Below are 23,614 nucleotides of genomic sequence, written 5' to 3' on the forward strand. Positions count from 1 at the left end.
CCATGCGCGTGCTCCTGGTGGGAGACCATCCGCCTCCGTTCGGGGGCGTGGCGATTCACGTTCAACAACTTCATCGGTTCCTGCGCAGCCGTGGGGTCGAAGCGAAGGTGCTGGACATCGGGAAGGGCGGCCGGCCGGTTCCGGACGTGCTCCCGGTGCGAAGCCCCGCTCACTTCGGCCTCAGGCTGACCGGGTTTCTCGCCTCGGGGTGGACGGTGCATGTCCACACCAGCGGGAACAACCCCAAGGCCTGGCTGCTCGCGGCCATGGTGGCCGGGGTGCCCGCGGGTCGGGCGCCCCGCTTCATCACGCTGCACTCGGGGCTCTTGCCGGACTACCTGGCGGCGTCCGCGGCGCGGCGCGCGTTCGCCCGGGTGGCGCTCGCGGGCTACACGCGCATCATCGCCGTCTCGCTGGCGGTGCGTGAGGCGCTGCTGTCGTGCGGCGTGCCGGCGGAGAAGGTCCTGGTGCAGCCCGCCTTCTGCGCCTCGCAGGTGCAGGCGGGCGAGGTGCCCGTGAAGGTGGAGGCCGCGCGGGCCCGGCGGCGTCCGTTGCTGACGATGGCGCACCACCCCTCGCCCGTGTACGGGCGCAAGGTGGCCTTCCGGGCGCTGCGGAAGTTGATGGAGTCCCATCCGGACGTGGGGCTGGCGCTGTTCGGCCCCGGGACGGACTCCGAGGAGTTCATCCGCGACGCGCGCGAGCTGGGCGTGGCGGGGCAGCTCGAGGTGCTGGGCGAGCTGGACCACCCCGCGGCGTTGGGGCTCATCGCGCGCGGCGATGTCTTCCTGCGGCCCACGACGCATGACGGGGACTCCATCTCCGTGCGCGAGTCGCTGGCCCTGGGCGTGCCCTGCGTGGCGAGCGACGTCTGCGCGCGGCCGGAGGGGACGCGGCTGTTCCGGGCGGGGGACGCGGCGTCGCTCGCGACGAGCATCGGCGAGGCGGTGGCGGCGGGGCCGGCGAAGGTGGCCTCGCCCGACGTGGGGCCGGTGTTGCTGGAGCTGTACGAGGCGCTGGCGCCTCGTCGGTCCGCGCCCGTGCAGGCGGCGCCCGCGGCATGAGCGGTTCTTCACACGAGATTCGCGGGACTCCCGCGAGGACTTCAGACACAGGGGAGATGAGAGATGCGTCGCAGTGATGACCTGGATTTGACGCGCCGGGCGCTCCGAGGGCGCGACCTGGTGGTGTTCTCCAACGACTGGGACGGCGACCCGCTGTCGAAGGTCCACATCATGCGGATCCTCTCCAGGGACAACCGCATCCTCTGGGTGAACAGCATCGGCAACCGCGCGCCGAAGGCGAACGCGCACGACGTGAAGCGCATCTTCTCCAAGCTGGAGCGCTTCACGCAGGGCCTGCGCGAGGTGGAGCCCAACCTCCACGTCCTGTCGCCGCTGGCCATCCCGTTCTACGGCTCGGAGATGGTGCGCGGGGCGAACCGCGAGCTGCTCCGGCTGCAGGTGCGCCGGGCGATGAAGCAGCTGAACTTCCAGCGGCCCATCTCCTGGAGCTTCCTGCCCGCGTCGGCGCCGGTGTCGGGCACGCTGGGGGAGGAGTTCGTCGTCTACCACTGCGTGGACGAGTTCTCCGCCTTCAGCGACACCAACGGCCGGCACATCGCGGAGCTGGAGGACCGGCTCCTGCGTCGCGCGGACCTGTGCATCACGTCCGCCGAGCGCCTGAGGGACAACAAGTCCCGCGTCAACCCGCGCACGGTGCTGGTGCGTCACGGCACGGACTTCCGCCACTTCGTGAAGGCGTGTGATCCGACGACGGTCATCCCCGCGGACATCGCGAACCTGCCCAAGCCGGTCATCGGCTTCTTCGGGCTGGTGGCGGACTGGGTGGACCAGGACGCCATCATCGCCACGGCGCGCGCGCATCCCGAGGGCTCGGTGGTCATCATCGGCAAGACGACGCCGGACTGCGATGACTCCCGGCTGAGGGCGGAGCCGAACATCCACATGCTCGGCCGCAAGGCGTACGCGGACCTGCCGGGTTACAGCCGCGCGTTCGACGTGGCGCTGATGCCGTTCAAGATCAGCGAGCTGACGCTGAACGCCAACCCGCTGAAGGTGCGCGAGTACCTGGCCTCGGGTCTGCCGGTGGTGTCCACGGACCTGCCGGAGGTCCGCAAGGTGGGCCTGTGCAAGATCGCCAAGTCCACCGAGGACTTCGTGGCCAAGGTGGACGAGTGCCTCGCGGAGGGCCCGGGCCCCAGCCGCGAGCGCGCGGAGAAGATCTTCAACGAGAGCTGGGACGCGCGCGTGGACGAGATTCGTCACCACGTGGGCACGGCGATGGTGGCCGCGGGCAAGTCGCTCTGAGTGTCGGGGCTGCCGGGCGCGGTGGTCTCGCGCCCGGTGTCCACGTGAGGACGGGACTCAGGAGCGGCTGAGCGATTGTCGGCCCGCCACGGTGCGCTCCAGGTGCGCATAGAGGCGGGCCACTCGCGCGTAGTCCGAGGGCTTGACGGTGGCTTGTCCGAGCAGTCGGTTCAGCTCCGCCTTGGCGTCCAGGTAGTGCGACGCGGGGATGCCGCCGTCCTGTTCGAGGAGCCGCGCGGCCTCCGCGTCGGCGAGGGTGGGGGAGATGCCCAGGCGCTCCTGCAACTGCTGACGCAGGGAGGTGTCCAGCTCGGGGAGCAGGGACTTCTCCACCTTCGCGCGTCGCATGAGCCAGCCCATGCTGCGCACGTACTCCAGCGCGGAGCGGTGTTTCTCCTCCCGCTCCGGCCTCGGCGCGCCGAAGCGCGTGCCGCGTGAGAACGCATAGAGGCCGCTGACGACCAGGACCTGCGCGACGAAGACCCAGATGCCACGCGACAGCGGAGGCGGGGGCGCGAGCTGGTGGTGGTGCTCGTCGATGACGAGCGGGCCCCGGGCCGCGAGCGCGTTCCAGAAGCGCGCGTTGTCGAGCAGCTCGATGCGGCGGTTCTCCAGGAGGTCCGCTCCGGCGAGCACGTAGATCTCGCCCTGTCCGAGCGCACGTCGCCACACCGTCACCGCGCCGCCGAGCCCCGCGAGCGGAATCGCGTCCGGGTGCTCCATGAGGATGCCGCGGTCCTGGGAGACGCGCAGCGTGCTGAGTCCGCGAAGGGGACCCGCGCCCAGCCACACGTCCACCGTGGTTCCACCCGCGTCCGCGAGGTCCGTGGAGAGCCCGCGCTCGCTCGCGGGCAGCAGGGGACCGGGCTCCAGACGGAGCCACTTCTCCAGCGCGGCCTGGTGCATGCCGAGCTCGCGCGTCGACAGGTACACGAGCGTGCCGCCCTGCTCGACGAAGTGCTCGACCTTGCGTACCTCCTCGTCCGTCACGGGGCTGCCGATGGGGGAGGCCAGCACGAGCGTCCGGGTGTCGGCGGCGAGTGACTCCAGGGAGGCGAGGTGCGTGCTGACCGCGCGTCCTCCTTCTTGGAGGAACAGGTAGAGCGCGCGGGCGCCTTGGGGGCCCGTGTTCTCCACGGAGGGAACGGGCGAGTCGGGCGCATCCGCGCGCGTGGACAGGCCCATCGCCAGCGCGATCGCGATGAGGACCCCGAAGACGATGAGCGTCCGTGCGTTCTTCACGGCGTGACCTCCTGCTCCCCAGGCGCGGTGCCCGCGATGGAGCGGGCACCGGGCCGTGCAGAGGGGGAATGAGGACGCGCACTTCGCGCGGGATGAAACAGGCTCCCGACTTCAGCGGCGAGGCTGTCGCGTGTCGTCGACCCGCCGAGGTCACGCGGTCGCAGCGACGAAAGAGGTCCGGCTTCAGCCGCCGGAACGAGCTTGCGTGTCGTCGGCCATCTCATGCCGCCGCCTCCGCGCCGAGCGTGCCGAGGAGCCGCTCCACCGCTTCGAGGAACCGCGTGGCCTCGTCCACGGGGACGGGGGACAGGGAGTAGAAGGCGTGGTCGTACCACTCCACCAGACGCTCCACCTCCTGGGTGAGCGAGGCGGGAGCTCCTCGCGACGGCAGCTCCGAAGCCAGCTCCCGGTTCGTCTTCACGCGATCGGGGCGCGCCAGCCGGCGCTCCTCCAGCGCGGACAGCATGGCCAGCAGTGCCTCGCGAATCGCCTCGCGTGAATCGTTCGCCAGGGCCGTGCGCGCGCGTCGCAGGTGCTCCGGTGGCGCGTCCAGCACGAGCGGCGCCGCGGGCCCGACACCGTCCTGTGCTCGCCCCGGAGCGCGCCCCCGACGCATGGCGCGAACCTTCAGCACGCCCCACAGCACGAGCGCCATCGCCAGTCCCAGCATCACCGTGCGAGTCGCCACCGCGAAGCCCTGGGCCTCGCGCGACTCGAACAGTCCCTCCAGCCACGCCTCCAGCTTGCGCAGCCACTGCTTCACCAGATCTCCGTGCCGCTGCCGCGCGCGAGCGAACTCCGGCCGGTCCAACACGGACTTCAGTCGCTGCTGCTCGCTCCCGGGCAACTCCGTCACCGGCTCGCCGGAGCGGGCCTCCTGTTCACGCAAGCCACACGCGCGCTCGAGGAACGCCGTCACCTGCTCGACGCGCTGAGCATCCGTCGCGTCCTCGGGTGCAGGAGGCAGCGGGATTCCCCCGAGCCTCCGCTCCAGTCGCTCCAGTGACGCGGACACCTCGGAGGGGCCCGCGCGCAGCGCCTCCTCGAGCGAGCGCGCCGTGTCCTCCCGCTCCTCGCAGGGAAGCGCGGTCAGCAGGAGCATCAAGGGCAGGAAGGACACGGACACGGGCGCGCGAGGTCAGGCGGCGAGCGGCGACGTCGGTGAGGTATCACCGCCCAGCCGCTGCTCCAGGTCCAGGGCTTCCCGGCGCACGCGCAGGTCCAGGTAGAAGAACGCGCAGACGACGAAGTTCACGGGGGAGAAGAAGGACTGGGCCATGACCTGGAGCAGCTCGACGGGCACCAGCAGCCACTGGGGCGTGCGGGCGATGGTGTCCGCGGAGAACGGGTTGCCGTAGGGCAGCATCACCAGCCAGGAGGGGATGCCGAACAGCAGGTGCACCGAGAACAGGATGAGGCTGACGACGGTGAAGAGAATCATCCCCCGCACCACCACGCGCCCCATGAAGCCCGGCTCCACGCGCCCCGACAGCAGCGTCCCCGAGCGCTGGAAGGCGGCCCACGCGCCCAGGTCCTCCATCGCCAGCACCGGCGGCAAGAGCAGGAAGCGCAGGAAGTACCAGAGCATGGCACCCACCATGCCCAGGCCCAGCACCAGCGCACCCAGGATGAGCACCACCGCGCCCAGCGCCTGCGAGCCCATCGCCGACACGACTCCGCCCACGACGAGCACGATGATGCCGGGGACACACGCCACCAGCATCACCAGCAGCGACCAGCCCAAAGACAACACGAACGCCCCCGTCACCGGCCCCACCATGGAGAGGCTGCGGCGCAGGCTGTCCGCGGGGCTCACCGGCGTGCCGAGCTGCGTGGACACCACGAAGCGGGAGGTGGCGACCATCGCCAGCCAGTAGCTCCAGATGAGGAACGAGAACATCCCGCCCCACAGCACCATGGCGAGGGCGGACTGCCCCAGCATCTCGAACGGCTTCTGCTGGGCCAGCACCTGCTGGTCGGGGGAGTACAGCATGGGCGTCAGCACCCGCGTGAGCTGGAGCACGCCCTTGGTCGCGATGTAGTTGACCAGCGAGTAGCCCAGGCTGAGCACGAAGAGGGGCTTGAGGTGGCCGCGCCAGAAGGTGACGGAGCGGTCGATGAGCTCCCCCAGGGCCAGGGGACGCAGCGCGGATGCGGAGGCAGGTGAAGTCACGGGACCGGCAGCATAGCCCGGGGCGGGCAGGCCGCGAGCAGCGTGCGCGCCGCGCGCGCCGGGTCCTCCGCCTCCAGCACCGCCGAGATGACGGCCACCCCCGCCGCGCCCTCCAGCGCAAGGGCCCGCTCGCTCGTGATGCCCCCGAGCGCGAGCGCCGGGCACCCGAGCCTGCCCGCCAGGGCACGGAACCCCTCGGGACCGAGCGGTCGCCGCGCATCCCCGGGCTTGGAGCCGGGCGCGTGGACGGGGCTCACCAGGGCCAGGTCGGCGCCGCTCGCATCCAGGGCCTCGGCCTCGTCGTGCACGGCCACGCTGAGGAGTCGGCCCGCGGGCAGGCGAGGGCGGACCTGCGCGGGCAGCAGCCCGTGGGCGGGCAGGTGCAGATGGGCGTCCACCAGCAGCGCCACGTCCAGCCGCCCGTTGATGAACAGCGGATTGCCCCGGGCATGGCAGAGCGCGGCGAGCACCCGGGCCTCCTCGAGGAACCCGCGCGAGGTGGCCTCCGGATGGCGGTGCTGCACGGCGACGTCCGGTCCCGCGTCCAGCGCGCGGGACAACGCCTCCAGCAGGCGCCCCCGAGGAAGGCGCCAGTCGGTGATGACGACGAGCCGGGGGAGGGTGGGCGCCACGGGAGCGTCCTGTCCGTCCGCGGAGAAGGCTACTGGACGATGCCGTCGATGGGGCTGGACGCGGAGCCGTAGGCCTTCCGGGGGATGCGGCCGGCGAGGTACGCGTCGCGGCCCGCCTCCACGGCCTTCTTCATGGCCACGGCCATGCGCACCGGGTCCTGCGCGCCGGCGATGGCGGTGTTCATCAGCACGCCGTCCACGCCCAGCTCCATGGCGATGGCCGCGTCGGACGCGGTGCCCACGCCTGCGTCGACGATGACGGGCACCTTCACCGTCTCCAGGATGAGGCGCAGGTTGTGCGGGTTGCGGATGCCCAGGCCGCTGCCGATGGGCGCGCCCAGCGGCATCACCGCCGCGCAGCCCGCGTCCTCCAGCTTGCGCGCGGTGATGGGGTCATCGCTGGTGTAGGGCAGCACGGTGAAGCCCTCCTTCACCAGGATGCGCGCCGCCTTCACCGTCTCCTCGACGTCCGGGTAGAGCGTCTTCTCGTCGCCGAGGACCTCCAGCTTCACCCACTTGCTCATGCCCAGCTCCTCGGCGAGCCGGCAGGTGCGCACCGCGTCGTCGGCCGTGTAGCAGAGGGCCGTGTTGGGCAGCAGGCGCAGCTTCTGCCGGTCGATGAAGCTCATGAGCGACGCCTCGCCCGTGGCCTTCAGGTCCAGCCGGCGCACGGCCACCGTGACCATCTCCGTGCCCGAGGACTCGTGGCACTGCTTCATGATGGCGTGACTGGGGTACTTGCCGGTCCCCAGGATGAGGCGGGAGGAGAACGTCACCCCCGCGATGGTGAAGGGCTTGTCCTGGATGCTCATGGCCATCTCCTCGCTACCCGCCGCCGACGAAGGTGACGATCTCCACGCGGTCCCCCGGCTGGAGGCGGTGCTCGGGGTGGCGGGCGCGGCGCACCACCTCGGCGTTCACCTCCACGGCCACGCCCGGGCCGCCGACCCGAAGCGACTCCAGCAGCGCCGAGAGGGTGATGGCCTCCGGCACCTCGCGCGTTTCTCCGTTGACCCAGACCTGCACGGCGTCACGGCTCCTTGCGATGGGGACCCGGGCACGCACTACAGGGGCCCTCTCGTGCTGTCAACGCACACTCCGGCAGTACGTCCGCCAGCGTCACCGCTATACTCGGCGCCATGCTCATGGCTCCCAGCAGGCTTGTCTCCACCGCGCTCGTCGTCGCGCTCGGGCTGCCCGTCACCGCCGCCGCCGCGGACCCCGTCGCGACCCTGGATGCCCCTGTCCGCGCGCCCCAGCCCCTGCTGCACGGTCACCGGTATGCCTTCGTCGCGGGCGGCGTGCTGGCCGTGGGGGGGCTGGGCCTGGGCTTCTTCGCGCAGGGAGAGGCCAAGCGCGCGCAGAGCCTGTCGTCCGCCCGGGAGGCGAGGAGCACGCTGGACCGCGCCCGCTCGGCGTCCACCGCGGCCAACCTGATGTACGCCGCCGCGGGCGCCGCCGTGCTGTACGGGCTGGTGCTGGAGCTGCTCCCGGACGAGGCCGCCGACACCGCCAGCCTCACCTACCACTTCTGACCGAGCCCCCCGTGGCCCTCCGCTCTCCTGTCCCCCTCCTGGCCTGCGGTGCCGTGCTGGTGGCCGTGGCCTGCTCCATCAACGTGGACGACCTCGCCGGGCGCGCCTGCACGGACGACACCGAGTGCCCCTCCGCGTATGCCTGCACCGCCGTGGCCGCCGACGGCCAGCGCACGTGCGAGGTCATCTATCCCCCCAGCTACGCCGAGGCCGACGGCGGCACGGACGCGGGGCCGGTGCCCACGTACTGCAAGGACGTGGCGCCCATCCTCGCCGCCAGCTGCGTGAGCACCTGCCACGGCGCGGACACCAGCGGCAGCGGCCAGTCCTCGTTCCGGCTGGACTACTACGAGCCCACGGGCAACGGCGCGCCGGGCGCGCGCGCCAAGGCGCTGCGCATCCGGGTGCGCACGTCGGACCTGAAGGACATGCCTCCCTCGGGCAGCGGCGTCACCCAGCCCACCGCCGAGGAGCGGGCCCTGGTGGCGCGCTGGGTGGCCGGTGGTGCTCCCTTCTGTGACAGCCCCGATGCCGGGCCCTGACGTCGCGGCCGTTCCCCCTCGCTTCCTTCGTCCCCGGTTTCTCCCGAGCCCAACATGAAGAAACTCCTCGCGGGCGCCACCGGCGCGGCCGCCCTCCTCGTGGCCTGCACCATCGACGTGGCGGACTTCACCGGCAAGACGTGCGAGACGGCCGGCGACTGTCCCGACACGCACGTCTGTGTCGCGGTGAGGCAGGGGCAGGGGCGCACGTGCGAGGTGCTCGGCCTGCCCGGGTCCGACGCGGGCCCCACCGACGCGGGGCCGGTGCCCACGTACTGCGACGACGTGCAGCCCATCCTCGCCGCCAGCTGCGTGAGCACCTGCCACGGCGCGGACACCAGCGGCAGCGGCCAGTCCTCGTTCCGGCTGGACTACTACGTGGCGCCGGATGGCGGCGCGGACGGTGGTGGACTGCCGGGCGCTTTCGCGAAGGCGGAGAGAATCCGCGCGCGCACTTCGGTGTTCCAGGACATGCCGCCCTCGCCGACCACCGTCCCGTTGCCCACGGCGGAGCAGCGTGCCCTCGTCGCCCGCTGGGTGGAGGGCGGCGCTCCGTTCTGCGATGACGCCGACGCGGGCGGCGGCGCGCCGGATGGCGGTTCTCCGGACGCTGGCGGCGACGCGGGGCCGTAGTCCATCAGCGCCTGGAGCACGGGGAGAAGCCGGCGCCTCTCAGGAGGCAATCCGTTTCTCTCCGATGGGCCGTGTCGGGGAATGTTCCCACGCAGAGCGGCCGGGCGAGCAAGGCCCGGGCGCACGCCGAGGGCCCCCTGTGTCCTCCCGCGCGTGTGCGCAACCCCTGTGCAAGTTCGAGGGGAGCGCTCACTTTCTGTCCAACACCGGGGAACACTCACTCCGGACAGCCTACCGAAAGGGGCAGGACGAACATGCGCAAGCTCATGATGGCGGTCGGTGCGGTCGCGGCGATGGCGATGGTGACCGGTTGCAGCAAGCGGGACAACGTGGCGGAGCAGCGCCAGGACGTCGCCGAGGCGCAGAGCGAAGCCCGCCAGGAGGTGGCGGAGATTCGCCAGGACGAGCAGCAGGACATCGCGAACACCCAGCGCAACGCGCAGGAGGACATTGCCGAGTCCCAGCGTGAGGCGAACGAGGAGATCGCCAGCGCCCAGGAGGACGTCCGCGATGAGCAGGCGGACCTCGCCGAGGCGCAGCGTGATCGCAACGAGGAGCTGGCCCAGGGCGGCTCCGGCACGGCGGGCGCCATGGCGGCGACCACCAACGTGTCCGGTCGCGTGCTCTCCACCAGCGGCAGCTCGCTGACGGTGGTGGACACCTCCAACAACCGTCAGCTCAAGCTGAAGACGAACGACCAGAGCCGCATCCTCCAGAACAACCAGGAGGTGAAGCTGGGTGATCTGAAGGAGGGTGACCAGGTCCGCGCGTCGTACGTCATGGATGGCAAGGACATGGTGGTCCGCGAGCTGAACGTCACGCAGAACGTGACGCCCACCAAGTAACCCACGGGGCGCGGTCGGGCGGCTCGTCTCCTCACGGGCGGCCCAGGGACGGCTCCCACTCCGGTGGGGGCCGTTTCCTTTTTTCCCTGAATCCATTCTGAAGGGTCGGAAGTGCGTGTCGGACCTGGATGGTAGGGAGGATGCGTGAGGTTTCCTCACGCCTTCCCAACCCTGGGGAGGTCCTTCGCACCAGGAGCCGTCCTTCGCATGGGCACCCACCACCCGGACCAGCCTTCCCTCAAACCCTTCATCCTCTTCTCCGCGGGCGCCACGTCCTATGAGTTGATCCGCTACCTGGGCTCGCGTGGCTCGGGGGAGCTGCTGCTCGCCCGCAGGCACTACGCGGACTCGCCCGGCGACCTGGTGCTCATCAAGCGCCTGATGGACGCGGAGGACGAACTCGGTCGGGCGCGGCTGCGCGAGGAGGTCAAGCTGCTGATGCGGCTGTCGCACCCGTCCATCGCGCGGGTGTTCCTGGTGCGCGTGCACGACGGCTCGCCCCACCTCGTCATGGAGTACGTGGAGGGCCAGAGCCTGGAGACGCTCATCAGCTTCGCGGCGCTGCGGCGCCGGCCGCTCTCGGAGGCCTTCACCGCCTACGTGGGGGAGCAGCTGGCGGACGCGCTCCACCACGCGCACTCGCTGGAGGATGACCGGGGCAGGCCCCTGGGGCTCGTGCACCGGGACGTCAGCCCGCGCACGCTGCGGCTGGACGCGCGCGGCCACGTGAAGCTGGCGGACTTCGCGCTGGCGTGGGCGCGGCTGCCGGGGCGCGTGGCCACCGAAGGCCACGTGGTCCGCGGAGACCTGGCGTATGCGTCTCCGGAGGTGTTGCTGCGCCGCCCGGTCGACGGGCGCTCGGACCTGTTCTCCCTGGGCGTGGTGCTGCTGGAGCTCGCCACCGGGTTGCACCTGCTGGACCTGGAGCCGGTGGAGCGCGCGGCGCTCGCGGCCGGCCCGCACGCGGACGCGGAGGTGCTCCAGGCGGAGTCGCCCAGCTGGCTGCCCCTGCCGTTGATGGCGGCGCGCGTGGCCTGCTTCGCGCCGGAGCACGTGGAGCATGCGACGCGGTCCCTGTGCTCGCCGCTGCGCTCCATCCTGGCGCGGCTGCTGCGCCGGGAGCCGGAGGAGCGCTTCCAGACGGCGCTGGAGCTGCGGGACGCGCTGCGTGGGGTGCTGGCGGGGCGGGGGTACACGTATGGCCCGCCGGAGGCCGCGCGGGAGGCCCTGCAAGTGCGCCAGGAGGCGCGCTCCCGGGGGCAGGCCGCGGACGTGCTGTCCCCGGAGGACGCGCTGGCCGGGCTCGCCTTCCCCCGTGGCGTCATCGCCACCGGGACATGAGGCCCGGCGTGGGTCGGAGGGTGCTTGTCTGGGGCCGTGGGATGGGCAGACTCAGGCACCTATGGGTGACGTGAACGAGCTCCACCAGCGCTGGTGCATCGCGGACGGACACGCGGACTCCCTCATGTGGAACCGGGATTTGTGTGTCCGCTCCGACGAGGGGCACGTGGACTTCCCCCGCCTGCGGGAGGCGGGGGTGAAGCTGCAGTGCTTCACCATCGTCACCCGGGGCTTCCCCTTCATCGGCGGCTTCCCGGTGTTCGCCGCGTGGCGCGGCTGGCCTCGGGAGGCGCGCGCCAGCGAGTGGACGCGGGCGCTGTGGCAGCTCGAGCGCATGGCGGAGTTCTGCCAGCGCTCCGGGGACACGGTGCGCGTGGCCGACTCGCGTCAGGTGTTGGACGACAACCTGGCCCAGGGGCGGCTGTCCGCGGTGCTGGGCGTGGAGGGCGGGCACGCCATCGAGGGGAAGGTGGAGCGGCTGGCGGAGCTGCACCGCCGGGGCGTGCGCTTCATGGGGCTCACGCACCTGTCGAACAATGACCTGGGCGGCTCCTCGTTCCCGATGATGGGCAACCGGGGGCTGACGACGCTGGGCCACGAGGTGATGGAGGAGATGGCCCGGCTGGGATTGAGCGTGGACGTGGCGCACGCCTCCGAGCGCACCCTGGAGAACCTCTTCTCCCATCCCTCGGTGCGCTACTTCTGTTCGCACACGGGGGTGCGCGCGGCGGGGGGCGGGTGGCGCAACCTGAGCGACGCCTCGCTGCGCTTCATCGCGGACCGGGGTGGGGTGGTGGGAATCATCTTCGCCCCCGTGTACCTGGGCGGAGACTCGGTGGACGACGTGGTTCGCCACATCGAGCACGCGGTGGACGTCATGGGCGAGGAGGGCGTGGGCCTGGGCTCGGACTACGACGGCATGGTGCCCTTGCCCAAGGGCATGAAGGACGTCACGGACCTGCGCCTGCTCACCACGGCACTGCTGCGCCGCCATCCGGAGTCCTGGGTGGAACGTGTGATGGGCGGAAACTTCCGGCGTTTCTTCCAGTCGACACTGGGTGGTTGACCGGGAGCGGGACGCTCGAAATATTGGGTTCAGCCCATGAACCGCTCCTTCCTCGCACTCGTGTCCGCTGTTGGCTCCCTCCTCCTCACCGCCTGCGGTGGCCCCGGCTCGGGGGACGACTGCGACGAACCGGGGAGCTTCATCTGTCAGGAGGCCGTCCTGGCCCTGGAGTGTCGTTCCGGCAAGTGGCGGCAGCTGCCGTGCCGGGGCCCGCTGGGGTGCCGCGAGTCTGACGAGGCGGTGCGCTGTGACACCTCCGGCAACGGCCCGGGGGATGCGTGCGCGGCCAGCGCCGAGGGGCGGGGCCTGTGCCGTCAGGACGGGAAGGCCATCCTGGAGTGCCGCGAGGGCATCCTGGTGGAGACGGCCTCGTGCACCTCCTGCGTGGTGGAGGACACCGAGGTGTCGTGCCAGCCGTGAGGCGGTGAAGGCGGACGTCAGGAGTCCCCGGCGCGCGACGTGTGGTAGCCTCGGCGCGCCGCTCGCGGGACTCCGATGCGACTTCCGATTCAAGCCTTTGGAGCCTGACACGCTGGTCGTTTCACTCTTCCCCGAGCGGCGCTCCTCTCGTCTTCCCGGAGGCAGTGCGCGCGATGGCCTTGCCCGCAGAAGTCCGTATCGAACAGGTCGCCCGAGAGGACCTGGTGATGTTCGTCAACGCGTGCTTCTCCTGCACGGGCCAGCGGGAGTTCTACGGTGACGCGCGCGGGCAGTCGGTCTCCATCGAGTTCCTGCACCAGTACATCCTGGGCAACTACCGGCGCCTCTACCGCCGCACGCTCGCGGCGGGCATCAACCACTTCAACCAGGCGCAGATCATCCTCAACCTGCTCGCCGCCGGCAGTCCCGTGGACCCGGCCGGGCGAGCGGAGGAGGGGGCCCTCATCGCCGCGGCGCTGCGCCGGCTGCCCACGCAGCGCGCGTTCCGGGTGTTGGAGTCGCTGCGCTCGCGGCACGTCAACAACCGCCGCAGCCGCGCCATCGTCCGGGAGTACCTGGCCGGGCGCTCGAACCTCTCCTTCGACGCGGTGAAGTACCGCTCCAAGCTGCGCGCGGCGGTGGTGCACGGGCACGTGAAGCTGGAGGGCGAGCTGGGGCCGTTCCTCTTCAAGGGCTGGAAGAAGCGGGTCTTCACCCAGCCGCTGTTCGAATCCTTTCGTCGGGCGCACTTCGCGCAAGAAGCGCTCTACGAGCTGCCCTACACGGTGGCGGAGGGACTGGCGCAGAAGCACGGCGTCCCGCGCGACGTGTTCCTCCAGCGCATCGAGCCGCGCCTCACCCAGGCGGAGCGCCTGCGACTCCAGGAGTCCGCCGCGCGCGAGGGGGGCGTGGAGCCGGCGGTGGACCTGTCCCGCGCGCCGCTGACGAAGCTCGCGCTGTATGTGTTGTCATTGAAGGCGGAGGCGCGGGCCTCTCGCCGCGAGGAGTTGCACACGGCGCTGGAGGGCTCGGCGGCGCGGGTGCTGGCGCGCGCGAAGCCCGCGTTGGGGAAGGTGGCGGCGGTGTTGGACCGGAGCTATTCGACGTCCGGCTCGCTGCAGAAGCGGCGGCGTCCGCTGGCCGTGGCGCTGGCGACGCACTACCTGCTGTCCTCCGCGGCGCGGGAGTACCGGGCCTTCTGGACGGGCGAGCCCGTGGAGGACCCGTTGACGGTGTCGGCGCGCGGGCAGACGGACCTGGCCACGCCGCTGTTGGATGCGCTGGAGTGGGGCGCGGAGCTGGTGGTCATCGTCTCGGATGGCTACGACAATGACCCGCCGGGCGCGGTGGCGGAGCTGACGCGGGTGTTCCGTGAGCGCCTGGACCGGGACCGGCGCACCGCGCTGGTGCACGTCAATCCCGTCTTCGACGCGGAGGAGTACGCGCCGCGCTCGTTCGGCGGAGCGGTGGCCACGGTGGGCGTGCGAGACGCCGAGGACGTCCCGACGGTGCTCGGGTTCGCGCGCTTCGCGGAGGGCACGGCGTCGCTGGCGGAGCTGGAGCGCTACCTGTCCGGACGCGTGGATTCGTGGCTGAAGCCCCAGGTGCATGAAGGCGCGGACGAGGTGGAGGCATGAGCGACACGCGACTCATCCGGCGACTGGAGGCGCACGGGCTGCGCTTCGCGCCCGCGCAGGCGTGGAACCGCATGCGGCTGGTGCCGGTGCTCCGCGACGAGGTGCGGGACGACCTGCGCTTCGCGCGCCGCGAGTACTCGGAGTGGGCGGCGGTGGTGTCCCTGGAGGGTGAGCTCGAGGGCCGCGGCCTCAAGTACATCTCCTACGTCCCGCACGGCATGGTGGTGAGCTGGGGCCAGCGCCAGGCGGACGCCGTCTACGGCACGCGGCTGAACGCGCGTGACGGCAAGAAGGTGATGGCCGGCCCCGTCCCGGTGCGCCTGTTGCACCGCATGGTGCACCGCGAGGACAAGAACCAGCTGCGCATGTTGCCCCTGCATCTGGCGATGGAGGGCTTCCTGGCGCAGCACTTCGGCGGGCCGGAGATCGCCTGGTCGGAGTACTCACGCGACGCGCTGACCTACGGGCTCAATCCCCGCATGGAGTCCTCCGTCCCCGGGTGGCTCAGCTCGGTGTTGGACGGGGCGCTGCGCACCTTCGAGGTCCACGAGAAGCAGGTGGGCCTGCTGCTCTTCAACGCGGATGAGCTGCTGTCCGCCTTCGTCGTCTCGCATCCCGACGACTACCGCGTCCTGCACCGCACGCTGCTCGAGGACTTCTACGGCGAGCTGCTGCTCCAGTACGGCTATCTCCAGGAGGTCGTCGAGCTGTGGACGCCACTGGACGCGAAGCGGGTGTCGAGCCTCGGTGACCTGCGCGCGGAGGTGACGCGCATGCGCGAGGACTGGGGCGCCTTCCACGGCTTCATGGCCGGAGGCCTCTTCGGCGTCGAGGTGTCGTCACAGAAGGTGTACGAGGCCGGCCCGTATCTCCTGCAGCGCTTCCACACGAGCCTGGTCCCGTCGGCGGAGAACCACCTGGGCGAGGCCATCGTGGACAAGGACGGCACGCTTCAATACCTGAAGACGTACCGCCTCTCCGCGGCGCAGACGCGTCGCGCCTACCTGCTGCAACGGCTCGCCCAATCCCAGTGGAACCTGGACGAGGTCGCCGAGCACATGGGCTCCACCCGTCAGGAGCTCGTCACCCGCATCCAGAACGCGGGCTTCGGTTATCTCCTCAAGGCACATGTCCTCGAGGAGGCCCGCCGACTGGCGACCCGTGGGCGCTGAGTTCCTCAGAGTGACGCGAGGAATGAGTCCAGCACCGCGTTGACGCGCTCGGGCTGCTCCTGGTTGGCCAGGTGCGCGGCGCCGGGGATGACCTCCAGCCGGGCTCCCGTCACCAGGTCCGCCATCTGCTTCGCCTTCTCGGGCGGGGTGATGGCGTCGTGCTCTCCCACCACCATCAACGCGGGCCCCGCGTAGCGCGCCAGGATGTCCTTGCTGTCGGGACGCAGCGCCATGCCACGCTGGGCGGCGGCGATGGCCTGGGGCGAGGCCGCGCGCATCTGCGCCTCCACCGCGCGACCCACGGGTGAATCCGCTCCCGAGCCGACCAGCTTGGACAGCAGGGCCTGGATGACGGGCTCCACGCCTTTTTCGAGCGCCTCCTTCGCGGAGGCCTCGCGGCGCGCCTTGCCCGCGTCGTCATCCGCGGTGCACTGCGTGTCCATCAACACGAGGCCCGCAACCCGCCCCGCGTCCTCGCGCAGCAGCGCCATGGCCGCGTAGCCACCCATGGACACTCCACCCACCACGGCCCGGTCGATGCCGAGCGCATCCAGCAGCGCCAGGGTGTCCTGGGCGATGAGGGACATGAGGGTGGGGCCCTCGCCGAGCCCGCTCCCGCCGAAGCCCCGCGTGTCCGGGAGGATGAAGCGGTAGCGGCCCGACAGGGCATTCACCTGCGCATCGAAGGACTCCCCGTTGAGGGGAAAGGCGTGCAGCAGCACCACCGCCGGGCCCTGGCCCACGTCGCGGTAGTGCAGGGAGAGGCCATTCACGGTGACGGTCGGCATGCATCCTCCAGCGAGCGGCCTCACAGCCACTGCTTGCGTTTGAACCAGAAGAAGAGGGACACGGGCAGGGCGACAATCGAGACCCACATGGCGATGTACGAGCCCCGTCCCGACAGCGCATCGAAGTTCTGTCCGAAGAATCCGACGATGAACGAGAGCGGCAGGAAGATGGTGGCGAAGATGGTGAGCTGCTTGGTGATGTCGTTCGTCTTGTTGGCCACCATCGACAGGTAGCCGTCCATCACGTTGCCCAGGATGTCGCGGCCCGCGTCGATCTGCTCGTACAGCCGCACCAGGTGGTCGTACACGTCGCGGAAGTAGAGCGTGGAGCGCTCGTCGACGTGGGGGATGCCTCGTCGCGCCATCAGCCCCACCACGTCGCGCTGGGGGGAGAGCACCCGGCGCAGCTGCACCAGCATCCGCTTCAGCTCGAAGATGCGCTGCAACTGGGCCTTCTCCACCTGCTCGAAGATGGCCACCTCCAGGTCCTCCAGCTCGTCGCTGAACGTGTCGAGGATGGGAAACTGGGCATCCACCAGCCCGTCCGCCAGCAGGTAGAGGATGAAGTCCGTGCCGCGCCCCAGGGTGGTGGCAGGGTCCGCGCGCACGCGCTGTCTCACGGACTCCAGCCCGTTGAAGGGCAGCTCGTGCACGCTGATGATCCACTCCTTGGCGAGGAAGAAGTGGTGCTCATGGAGGGTGAGCTGGCAGACGTCCTTGCCCGCGCTGAAGCCCTGGAGCACGACGAAGACGTGGTTGGGGTACTCCTCCAGCTTGGGGCGCTGGTCCAGGTGGAGGCAGTCCTCGACGGCCAGCTTGTGCAGGCCGAAGCGCTCGGCGAGCCGGGCCATCTGCGCCTCGTCGGGCTGGAGGACGTCGATCCACTTGCGCCCCTCCTCGGCGAGCAGCTCCTCACCCCCGGTGAAGAGGGCTCCGTCCTTCAGCAGACAGACCTGAATCATCCCGTAGCGCTCCCGGGCCTTGCGGCGCGGCCCCGGTCCGAGTGCTAGAACTCCCCCGCGCGGAAGTCGAGCGCTAGAGTGTGCCCCCCGTGTCCGCAGACGCCGAGAACCCGCAGGCCTCCCTGACTCCGAGGCTCGAAGAAATCCTCCAGGCCCACCCCGACGGCGCCTTCGCCGGCCGGCTGCGCAAGGTGTACGCCGCCGCCGCCCAGGCCATCGCCCGGCTGAGCGACATGGACCTGGTGAAGTACGAGACGCCCGTGGTGGATTCCAGCCCGGACCTCTCCCTCTGGGAGGAGATGGCGCCCGTCATCCGTGACACGGTGATGGACGTCAACGCGCTCCTCAACGTCATCCGCGTGCAGTTCCCCGCGCAGCCCGGTGGAAACCTGGCCGACCTGGTCCTGAGCGGCACCAAGGACCCGGGCATGCTGATGCATGACGCGATGACGCAGCTGGCCCAGGGCATCACGCAGCTGGGCGAGGCCATGCGCAACCCGTCCGTGGTGAGCGACCGGTGGACGCTGCTGGCGGAGATCCAGCGCTTCCGCTCGAGCTTCCGTGAGCGCGTCAGCAACCTCGTGTTCGAGACGGCGAGCACGCTGGGCGAGGTGACGCGGGCGCAGGTGGTGCCCGGCCACGAGGCGGAGGTGAAGGCCGCGGTGACGGTGCGCGCCATCTCCGCGGACCTGGGCCGCATCCTGACGGCGCGGCTCAACAAGGTGCGCGAGGCGGAGGCGCAGGACGTGCAGTGGAACGCGCAGCAGCTCCAGACGGAGATGGACGCGTTCGGCCGCACGGCCGCGTACCGGAACCTGCGCGCGCAGGACAAGCGCCACATCGTGGAGATGCGCGCGGAGGTGGGGCGGCTGGCCATCCTCGCCAACCCCTCGCGCGAGGAGCTGCTGAAGGTCGTCAGCGAGCTGGACACCTTCGTGCGCGGCCTGTCCGCGGTGAACCAGCGGCAGATCCTCATCATCCACGACCGCGAGGTGTGGGCCTCCTGCGGCGTGAAGCTGGAGCGGGCCCTGTCGCTGGTGGACGAGGACGCGCCGGTGTCCGCGCGGCTGCTCGCCGAGGCGGCCCAGGCGGCCCAGGCGCTCTACGGGCGCGCGTCGGACATGGACGCGTTCCTGCGCAAGGCGCGCAAGCAGCCGCTGGCCCAGCTCACGGGCCCTGAGCTGGGGGCGACCATCGAGATCTTCCAGGGACTGCTCGCCCAACTGGACGTGATGTGATGCCGGCCTCCAGCAAGGTCGTGACGCCGCGCCCGCTGCGCGAGGCGGACCTGTCCCGTGTCGAGGGCGTCTTCACGGACGTGGATGGCACGCTGACGACGGGCCACAAGCTGCGCTCGGACACCGTGCGAGCGCTGGAGCGGCTGTCCGACTCCGGGCTGCGCGTGGTGCTGGTGAGCGGTCGTCCGGCGGGGTGGGGTGAGGCGTGGGCCCGACAGCTCCCGGTGGACGGCGTCATCGTGGAGAACGGCGGCCTGTTCTTCCTGCGCGGCAAGCGAGGGCTGCGCAAGGTGTACCTGGAGGCGCCCGCCGAGCGCGTGGCGAACCGGCGCAGGCTCCAGGCCGAGGTCGCCCGGGTGTTGAAGCAGGTGCCCGGCGCGCGGCTGTCGGTGGACAGCGCGTACACGGAAGTGGACCTGGCCGTGGACTACAACGAGGAGGCCCGCCTCGGTGAGGAGGGTGCTGCTCGCATCGAGTCGCTGCTGCACGCGCGCGGCGTGACGGCGGTGCGCTCGTCGGTGCATGTGAATTGCTGGCTCGGCCGCTTCGACAAGCTGAGCGCGACGCGGAGATTCGCGCGGGTGGCGTGGGGGGAGAAGTTGGAGCCCCGGGACGGCCGCTACGTGTACGTGGGGGATTCTTTCAACGACGCCCCGATGTTCCAGGCTTTCGAGCTGGGAGTGGGCGTGGCCAACGTGCGCGCGGTGCTGGACCGCATCGACGCGCCGCCGGCCTTCATCACCCGGGCGGCGGAGGGCAAGGGCTTCGAGGAGCTGGCCCGGACGCTGCTGGCCCGGCGGAGCCGAAGGGCTCGTGAGGAGTGACACCGTGAATGTCGTGAAGTTGGAGCTGGCGCGCGGACTGGGACGGCACCTGCGCGCGGGGCACCCGTGGGTGTTCCGCAAGGCGCTGGAGCACGTGCCGCGCATCCCCGCCGGCAGCGTGGTGGACCTGACGGAGAACGGGAAGTTCGTCGCGCGCGGGTATTACGATCCGCACTCGGCCATCGCCGTGCGGGTGCTGACGCGCGACTCGCGGGACACGGTGGACGCGGGCTTCATCACCCGGCGCGTGCGCCAGGCGCTGGCCGAGCGCCAGTCGCTCATCGACCTGACGGACACGGACAGCTACCGCCTGATCCACGGCGAGGGCGACGGCCTGCCGGGCGTGGTGGTGGACCTCTACGCGGGCTGGGCGGTGATGAAGCTGTACTCGGCCGGCCTGACGCCGTACCGGCCGCTCATCATCGAGGCCTTGAAGGCCGGGGTGCCGGGGCTCAAGGGCATCGTCGGCCGCGACGAGGTGGCGCGCGACGACGTGGAGGAGGACGAGGGCCGAGGCACCGGGCGCATGCTGTACGGCCCGGAGGCGCCCGAGCAGATCGCCATCCGCGAGCGCGGCGTCACCTTCATGGTGGACGTGTGGCGAGGACAGAAGACGGGCTTCTTCCTGGACCAGCGGGAGAACCGTCACCTCATCCGTCGACTGGCCAAGGGCCGCGACGTGCTCAACTGCTTCAGCTTCAGCGGCGGCTTCTCCGTCAACGCGGCGCTGGGCGGGGCCAACAGCGTGTTCTCGGTGGACCTGGACCCGGAGGCCATCGCCCTGGCGCGCGAGAACTTCACGCGCAACGGGCTGCCCGCGGAGAAGCACGACTTCCTCGCGGCGGACGTGTTCAAGGTCATCCAGTCCTTCAAGGACGAGGGCCGCACGTTTGATTTGCTCATCCTGGATCCGCCCGCCTTCGCCAAGAGTCAGCGCGCGGTGCAGGCCGCCATCGACGGGTACGCGTCGCTCAACCGTCAGGCGCTGGGAATCCTGCGGCCCGGTGGGCTGCTGGCCACGGCGTCGTGCTCGGCGCGCGTGAGCCCGGATGAGTTCATGGGCGCGGTGCGCGAGGCGGGCTTCAAGGCCGGCGTGGACCTGGCGCTCGTCGAGGAGCGCTACCAGCCGCCAGACCACCCGGTGCGCCTGCAGTTCCCGGAGGGGAAGTACCTCAAGTTCTACGTGCTGCAGGCCGTCTGACGCGCGCTTGCTGCTCGCCGTCGCGTGGGGGCGCCGCGGAGCTTGGGGGATGAGTGTCGCTCCCTCCCGGTCGGGGAGGGTGCGTGCCCCAGGCGAGTGGCCGTGCTCCGGCCGGTGCCTCACCACCCTGGCTTGCTGCGAGGCGCGAGAAGCCGAGGTATGCGGCTTGCGGACTTGCGCCGCGCTCAGGTCCCGAAGACGCGCGACGCCACGCGGTCCAGCACGGTGGTGCCCCACGTGAGGCTGGCCTTCATCAGCCGCTCCATGTCCTTCGTGAAGGCGGAGCCCGAGGGCAGCTGCGTGTAGTCGCGGCTGAGGAACAGGCTCTTGTTCTCCGTCTCGAAGTCCACGGTGCCGCCGCCCGCGTCGGTGCCTTCCTCGGCCTCACGACGGAAGCCGTCGATGACGCCCGGCTTCGGGTCCTCGCGGAAGCGGTACACCAGCGCGCTGCACTCGAGCGTCTGCGTCGCCTCGTGGTGCTCGAAGTAGAGCTGCGCGTCGCCCACCATCGCGCCGCCGAAGCCCTGCGCGTTGAGGCCCTCGCTCATCCCCGCGCCCTGCGTCTGCAGATACCAGCGCACGAGCTCCCGCGCGGCCTCGCGAGTCATCGGGCCGCCCGGTGGGGGAGGGGGCTTCGCCAGGCCCATGGTCGACAGGAGCCACTGCAGGTGGCGGGAGAACGCGAGCGCCATGTCCGAAGCCCTCCTACGTCACTTCGCGGGGATGACCTTGGAGGCCACGCGCTCGAACACCTCGCTGCCCCAGCGCAGGCTCGCCGCCATGAGCTTGCTCAGCTCCGAGGCGAAGACCAGGTCGATGGGCGGCGTCTGGTACGAGCGGCTGAGGAAGAGGCTCTTGCTCTCCGACTCGAAGTCCACCGTACCACCGCCGGCGTCCGTGCCTGCGGCCTGCTCGGAGCGGAAGCCCTCGAGGACGCCGGGGCGGGGCGCGTCACGGAAGCGATAGATGAGGGCGCTGCACTTGAGCTCGCCGGTGTCCTCGGAGTGCTCGAAGTACAGCTGCGCCTCGCCCACCGACACTCCACCGAGCCCCTTGGGATTGAGCCCGGGGCTCAGGTGGACGCCCTGAGCCCGAAGATACTCCTGCACCAGTTGAGTGGCCTCGTCACGCGTCATGGTGGTGGTTTACCACGACTGGCGTGTGGGCCATCAGAACTGGCCGGCGCGAGCCTGCTCGAACGGGACGCGGTGGTTCAGGTACGTGCCCACCAGCGAGTGCGCGCCCGAGAACACGGTGTCCTCGGAGAAGTAGTGCACCTGCGCGCCCTTGCCCGCGTGGCGCAGCATGTCCGCGGGGCTCCAGCCCTTGCCGCCCAGACCGAAGAGCGTGGGGACCGCGTCGCGGTTGTTGATGTAGTGCACGTAGTTGGGGCCGTCCGGATAGGTGCAGGCGGCGGCCGCGAACGTCTCCACGTTCAGCTTGCTCATCGTCTGCTCGACCTGCTCCTTGGTCATCCCGTCTTCGATGCGCAGCCGGCGCGCCACATCCGACAGCGCGCGCGAGGTGATGAGGCCACCCTGGCTGTAGCCGACCAGGTGCACGTCCCGGCCCGCCTTCAGCTCGTTGTAGACGGTGTCCGCCAGCGTATCCACGGCCGGGTTGGTGCCCTTGTCCAGCTTGTCCTTCACAGCCTGGAACAGGTCGGCGACGGTGCCCTGCGTGGAGTTGTGGATGCCGATGGTGCGCATGCCCGTCGTGTCCGCGAGCGCCTGCAGCTCCGCCGTCTGCTTGGCCAGGTCCGTGCGCATGCCGTTGGTGTAGATGACCGTGGCCGTCGCGTTCGGGTTGTTCTTCGGCGTGAAGGCGGGGATGTCGCTCAGCGGCGTGCCGGGCTCGAACGTCTGGCCACCAGCGCCCACCAGCTTGCCGTCGTAGACCTTGTCCTTCGAGCCCGGGGGCGCCGTGAAGACACCGGCCACCGTCGCCGTGCCCCTCGCCTTGCCGCTCTCGAAGCCATCCACCACCGCGTTCGCGCGCGCCGCGCTCGGCTGCACCGCCGGCGTCGCCACGGTGTTCACTTCCGACGTGCGGCCAACAGGGGTCCGGGGGGTGGTGCCGACGACGGGGCGGCCACGCTCGATGGTGCTCATGCTGGAGGGCTCCTGCGGACTACGACGGGGGGATGGAAGATGACGTCCTTGCCCCATTGTCCCAGGAAGCCGTCCGAAGTTGCGCACGAACGAGGTAATTCGCTCCAAACACTCAATTCCGACGCGGTGCGTCGTGGTGGCTTGTCGCGTCACATCCCGAGTGAAGCGGGGAAGCCGAGCCGAACCCGAGGCGATCTCCAGGGTTGGAGGTCTTCCGAGGGGCGGTGCGGGCAGGAGTATCGGTCCGGCGCCCGCCCTCCTATGGTGGATTCCATGGTCCAGAAAGGTCAGTTCCTGGAGCGCTCCACGCTCATCCCCGTGGGCGCGGAGGTGATGGAGGGCACGGCGCATCGCGGCAAGCGCGCGCCTCCGTTGCTCATCATCCCGCCGCGGCCGGACGAGGGTGGGGGGATGGATCACGTCATCGCCGCGGAGCTCGCCTGGGCGGCGGCCAGCGCGGGCTTTCCCACCCTGCGCTTCAACCACCGGGGCGTGGGCGCGAGCCAGGGCAAGCGGGGCAAGGACCTGGCGTTGCTCGAGGACGCCGAGGCGGCGATGCGGGTGCTCCTGGAGACGGCCGGCACGAGCGCGGTGGCGGTGGCGTCGCTGCACGGCGGCGCGCAGGTGGCCCTGGCGCTCCAGGCGCGCTTCCCCGCCGTGGGGGGCCTGTGCCTGGTCGCGCCGGCGGACGTGGACCCGGCGGTGCTGGGGCGCGTGACGTGCCCGTTGCTGGTGGTCCAGGGGGAGGGGGACGCACGGATGCCTCGGGCGGCGGTGTCGGCGGCGGTGGCCCGGGCCGGGGGGGATTTCGAGGTCATCGACGACGCGGGCGCCACCTTCCAGCGCAACCTCCCGCAGGTGGGGCACGCCCTGTCCACCTGGCTCCAGCGCCTCTCCGGCGGTTGACCGATGCTCCGCAACC

The 23,614-nt window shown here is 70.8% G+C and carries 26 protein-coding genes; 15 read left to right on the plus strand and 11 right to left on the minus strand.

Annotated elements, in window-relative coordinates:
* Positions 1 to 2 precede the first annotated feature (2 nt).
* Complete coding sequence (locus K8625_RS35765) at positions 3 to 1,064, plus strand: glycosyltransferase family 4 protein (RefSeq protein WP_223747708.1); 1,062 nt, start codon at positions 3 to 5, stop codon at positions 1,062 to 1,064.
* Between the two features lie 63 nt (positions 1,065 to 1,127).
* Entirely contained in the window at positions 1,128 to 2,330 is a 1,203-nt protein-coding gene (gene exoP, locus K8625_RS35770) for a spore coat polysaccharide biosynthesis glycosyltransferase ExoP (protein WP_141324511.1), read from the plus strand.
* A 57-nt stretch (positions 2,331 to 2,387) separates the two neighbouring features.
* On the opposite strand, the gene K8625_RS35775 is transcribed toward exoP, so the two are convergent.
* The 6 genes from K8625_RS35775 to thiS all read right to left on the minus strand — a co-directional run bounded on the left by K8625_RS35775 (position 2,388) and on the right by thiS (position 7,403).
* Complete coding sequence (locus tag K8625_RS35775; protein WP_223785202.1) at positions 2,388 to 3,572, minus strand: DUF4350 domain-containing protein; 1,185 nt, start codon at positions 3,570 to 3,572, stop codon at positions 2,388 to 2,390.
* 220 nt (positions 3,573 to 3,792) lie between these two features.
* Positions 3,793 to 4,698: a DUF4129 domain-containing protein gene (locus tag K8625_RS35780; protein WP_370642013.1), complete on the minus strand. Its 906-nt coding sequence runs from the start codon at positions 4,696 to 4,698 to the stop codon at positions 3,793 to 3,795.
* A 12-nt stretch (positions 4,699 to 4,710) separates the two neighbouring features.
* Positions 4,711 to 5,745, minus strand: a complete 1,035-nt coding sequence (locus tag K8625_RS35785; RefSeq protein WP_223747710.1) for a hypothetical protein — start codon at positions 5,743 to 5,745, stop codon at positions 4,711 to 4,713.
* Positions 5,742 to 6,377, minus strand: coding sequence for a thiamine phosphate synthase (locus tag K8625_RS35790; protein WP_223747711.1), 636 nt, complete (start codon positions 6,375 to 6,377; stop codon positions 5,742 to 5,744). Before K8625_RS35790 ends, K8625_RS35785 begins: the two co-directional genes overlap by 4 nt.
* Positions 6,378 to 6,406: 29 nt before the next feature.
* Positions 6,407 to 7,195, minus strand: a complete 789-nt coding sequence (locus tag K8625_RS35795; RefSeq protein WP_342742212.1) for a thiazole synthase — start codon at positions 7,193 to 7,195, stop codon at positions 6,407 to 6,409.
* A 7-nt stretch (positions 7,196 to 7,202) separates the two neighbouring features.
* A complete protein-coding gene (gene thiS / locus K8625_RS35800; protein WP_141324516.1) occupies positions 7,203 to 7,403 on the minus strand; it encodes a sulfur carrier protein ThiS in 201 nt (66 codons plus the stop codon).
* 119 nt (positions 7,404 to 7,522) lie between these two features.
* Between thiS and K8625_RS35805 the strand changes: the two genes are divergently transcribed.
* From K8625_RS35805 to K8625_RS35845, 9 genes are all read left to right on the plus strand, one after another.
* On the plus strand, positions 7,523 to 7,912 hold the full coding sequence (locus tag K8625_RS35805) for a hypothetical protein (protein ID WP_223747712.1): 390 nt from the start codon (positions 7,523 to 7,525) through the stop codon (positions 7,910 to 7,912).
* A gap of 11 nt (positions 7,913 to 7,923) precedes the next feature.
* On the plus strand, positions 7,924 to 8,454 hold the full coding sequence (locus K8625_RS35810; RefSeq protein ID WP_223785203.1) for a hypothetical protein: 531 nt from the start codon (positions 7,924 to 7,926) through the stop codon (positions 8,452 to 8,454).
* 54 nt (positions 8,455 to 8,508) lie between these two features.
* Complete coding sequence (locus tag K8625_RS35815) at positions 8,509 to 9,087, plus strand: hypothetical protein (RefSeq protein WP_223747714.1); 579 nt, start codon at positions 8,509 to 8,511, stop codon at positions 9,085 to 9,087.
* Between the two features lie 254 nt (positions 9,088 to 9,341).
* Positions 9,342 to 9,932, plus strand: a complete 591-nt coding sequence (locus K8625_RS35820; RefSeq protein ID WP_223747715.1) for a hypothetical protein — start codon at positions 9,342 to 9,344, stop codon at positions 9,930 to 9,932.
* 207 nt (positions 9,933 to 10,139) lie between these two features.
* Positions 10,140 to 11,273 (plus strand): serine/threonine-protein kinase, encoded by a 1,134-nt coding sequence (locus K8625_RS35825; RefSeq protein WP_223785204.1) that lies wholly within the window; start codon positions 10,140 to 10,142, stop codon positions 11,271 to 11,273.
* A gap of 61 nt (positions 11,274 to 11,334) precedes the next feature.
* Positions 11,335 to 12,339 (plus strand): dipeptidase, encoded by a 1,005-nt coding sequence (locus K8625_RS35830; protein WP_223747717.1) that lies wholly within the window; start codon positions 11,335 to 11,337, stop codon positions 12,337 to 12,339.
* 36 nt (positions 12,340 to 12,375) lie between these two features.
* A complete protein-coding gene (locus K8625_RS35835; protein ID WP_141324522.1) occupies positions 12,376 to 12,759 on the plus strand; it encodes a hypothetical protein in 384 nt (127 codons plus the stop codon).
* 173 nt (positions 12,760 to 12,932) lie between these two features.
* A complete protein-coding gene (locus K8625_RS35840) occupies positions 12,933 to 14,396 on the plus strand; it encodes a hypothetical protein (RefSeq protein WP_223747718.1) in 1,464 nt (487 codons plus the stop codon).
* On the plus strand, positions 14,393 to 15,568 hold the full coding sequence (locus K8625_RS35845) for a hypothetical protein (RefSeq protein WP_223785205.1): 1,176 nt from the start codon (positions 14,393 to 14,395) through the stop codon (positions 15,566 to 15,568). The genes K8625_RS35840 and K8625_RS35845 overlap by 4 nt, the downstream gene beginning before the upstream one ends.
* Before the next feature lie 5 nt (positions 15,569 to 15,573).
* Here K8625_RS35845 and K8625_RS35850 read toward each other — a convergent pair whose 3' ends face one another.
* Both K8625_RS35850 and corA read right to left on the minus strand, forming a co-directional pair.
* Positions 15,574 to 16,356 carry an alpha/beta fold hydrolase gene (locus K8625_RS35850; protein WP_223785206.1) on the minus strand — a complete coding sequence of 261 codons (783 nt, stop codon included), beginning with the start codon at positions 16,354 to 16,356 and terminating at the stop codon, positions 15,574 to 15,576.
* Positions 16,357 to 16,376: 20 nt separating this feature from the next.
* Positions 16,377 to 17,318, minus strand: a complete 942-nt coding sequence (gene corA / locus K8625_RS35855; RefSeq protein WP_223747721.1) for a magnesium/cobalt transporter CorA — start codon at positions 17,316 to 17,318, stop codon at positions 16,377 to 16,379.
* 80 nt (positions 17,319 to 17,398) lie between these two features.
* Between corA and K8625_RS35860 the strand changes: the two genes are divergently transcribed.
* Genes K8625_RS35860 through K8625_RS35870 form a run of 3 tightly spaced genes read left to right on the plus strand, consistent with a single transcriptional unit; the run spans position 17,399 to position 20,581 of the window.
* Positions 17,399 to 18,556, plus strand: a complete 1,158-nt coding sequence (locus K8625_RS35860; protein WP_141324527.1) for a hypothetical protein — start codon at positions 17,399 to 17,401, stop codon at positions 18,554 to 18,556.
* Positions 18,556 to 19,380 (plus strand): HAD-IIB family hydrolase, encoded by an 825-nt coding sequence (locus K8625_RS35865; protein WP_143097187.1) that lies wholly within the window; start codon positions 18,556 to 18,558, stop codon positions 19,378 to 19,380. The genes K8625_RS35860 and K8625_RS35865 overlap by 1 nt, the downstream gene beginning before the upstream one ends.
* Before the next feature lie 4 nt (positions 19,381 to 19,384).
* Positions 19,385 to 20,581 (plus strand): class I SAM-dependent rRNA methyltransferase, encoded by a 1,197-nt coding sequence (locus tag K8625_RS35870; RefSeq protein WP_141324529.1) that lies wholly within the window; start codon positions 19,385 to 19,387, stop codon positions 20,579 to 20,581.
* Positions 20,582 to 20,766: 185 nt separating this feature from the next.
* Here K8625_RS35870 and K8625_RS35875 read toward each other — a convergent pair whose 3' ends face one another.
* From K8625_RS35875 to K8625_RS35885, 3 genes are all read right to left on the minus strand, one after another.
* Complete coding sequence (locus K8625_RS35875) at positions 20,767 to 21,189, minus strand: hypothetical protein (protein ID WP_223785219.1); 423 nt, start codon at positions 21,187 to 21,189, stop codon at positions 20,767 to 20,769.
* A gap of 102 nt (positions 21,190 to 21,291) precedes the next feature.
* Positions 21,292 to 21,717 (minus strand): hypothetical protein, encoded by a 426-nt coding sequence (locus K8625_RS35880; protein WP_223785207.1) that lies wholly within the window; start codon positions 21,715 to 21,717, stop codon positions 21,292 to 21,294.
* A gap of 33 nt (positions 21,718 to 21,750) precedes the next feature.
* The gene (locus K8625_RS35885) at positions 21,751 to 22,692 is read right to left on the minus strand and encodes a hypothetical protein (protein WP_223747722.1); all 942 of its coding nucleotides are present in this window, start codon (positions 22,690 to 22,692) and stop codon (positions 21,751 to 21,753) included.
* A gap of 273 nt (positions 22,693 to 22,965) precedes the next feature.
* Here K8625_RS35885 and K8625_RS35890 point away from each other — a divergent pair, with 273 nt between their 5' ends.
* A complete protein-coding gene (locus K8625_RS35890) occupies positions 22,966 to 23,598 on the plus strand; it encodes a serine aminopeptidase domain-containing protein (protein ID WP_223747723.1) in 633 nt (210 codons plus the stop codon).
* The last annotated feature ends 16 nt before the right edge of the window (positions 23,599 to 23,614 follow it).

Source organism: Myxococcus sp. AS-1-15 (assembly GCF_020037055.1).
Classification (GTDB): Bacteria; Myxococcota; Myxococcia; order Myxococcales; family Myxococcaceae; genus Myxococcus; species Myxococcus fulvus.

Excerpts from the sequence above, each read along its gene's own strand:
- K8625_RS35765 (WP_223747708.1), top strand. The coding sequence starts at position 3 with ATGCGCGTGCTCCTGGTGGGAGACCATCCGCCTCCGTTCGGGGGCGTG.
- exoP (WP_141324511.1), top strand. The coding sequence starts at position 1,128 with ATGCGTCGCAGTGATGACCTGGATTTGACGCGCCGGGCGCTCCGAGGG.
- K8625_RS35795 (WP_342742212.1), bottom strand. The coding sequence starts at position 7,195 with ATGGCCATGAGCATCCAGGACAAGCCCTTCACCATCGCGGGGGTGACG.
- K8625_RS35805 (WP_223747712.1), top strand. The coding sequence starts at position 7,523 with ATGGCTCCCAGCAGGCTTGTCTCCACCGCGCTCGTCGTCGCGCTCGGG.
- K8625_RS35815 (WP_223747714.1), top strand. The coding sequence starts at position 8,509 with ATGAAGAAACTCCTCGCGGGCGCCACCGGCGCGGCCGCCCTCCTCGTG.
- K8625_RS35820 (WP_223747715.1), top strand. The coding sequence starts at position 9,342 with ATGCGCAAGCTCATGATGGCGGTCGGTGCGGTCGCGGCGATGGCGATG.
- K8625_RS35825 (WP_223785204.1), top strand. The coding sequence starts at position 10,140 with ATGGGCACCCACCACCCGGACCAGCCTTCCCTCAAACCCTTCATCCTC.
- K8625_RS35830 (WP_223747717.1), top strand. The coding sequence starts at position 11,335 with ATGGGTGACGTGAACGAGCTCCACCAGCGCTGGTGCATCGCGGACGGA.
- K8625_RS35835 (WP_141324522.1), top strand. The coding sequence starts at position 12,376 with ATGAACCGCTCCTTCCTCGCACTCGTGTCCGCTGTTGGCTCCCTCCTC.
- K8625_RS35840 (WP_223747718.1), top strand. The coding sequence starts at position 12,933 with ATGGCCTTGCCCGCAGAAGTCCGTATCGAACAGGTCGCCCGAGAGGAC.
- K8625_RS35845 (WP_223785205.1), top strand. The coding sequence starts at position 14,393 with ATGAGCGACACGCGACTCATCCGGCGACTGGAGGCGCACGGGCTGCGC.
- K8625_RS35850 (WP_223785206.1), bottom strand. The coding sequence starts at position 16,356 with ATGCCGACCGTCACCGTGAATGGCCTCTCCCTGCACTACCGCGACGTG.
- corA (WP_223747721.1), bottom strand. The coding sequence starts at position 17,318 with ATGATTCAGGTCTGTCTGCTGAAGGACGGAGCCCTCTTCACCGGGGGT.
- K8625_RS35865 (WP_143097187.1), top strand. The coding sequence starts at position 18,556 with ATGCCGGCCTCCAGCAAGGTCGTGACGCCGCGCCCGCTGCGCGAGGCG.
- K8625_RS35875 (WP_223785219.1), bottom strand. The coding sequence starts at position 21,189 with ATGACTCGCGAGGCCGCGCGGGAGCTCGTGCGCTGGTATCTGCAGACG.
- K8625_RS35880 (WP_223785207.1), bottom strand. The coding sequence starts at position 21,717 with ATGACGCGTGACGAGGCCACTCAACTGGTGCAGGAGTATCTTCGGGCT.
- K8625_RS35885 (WP_223747722.1), bottom strand. The coding sequence starts at position 22,692 with ATGAGCACCATCGAGCGTGGCCGCCCCGTCGTCGGCACCACCCCCCGG.
- K8625_RS35890 (WP_223747723.1), top strand. The coding sequence starts at position 22,966 with ATGGTCCAGAAAGGTCAGTTCCTGGAGCGCTCCACGCTCATCCCCGTG.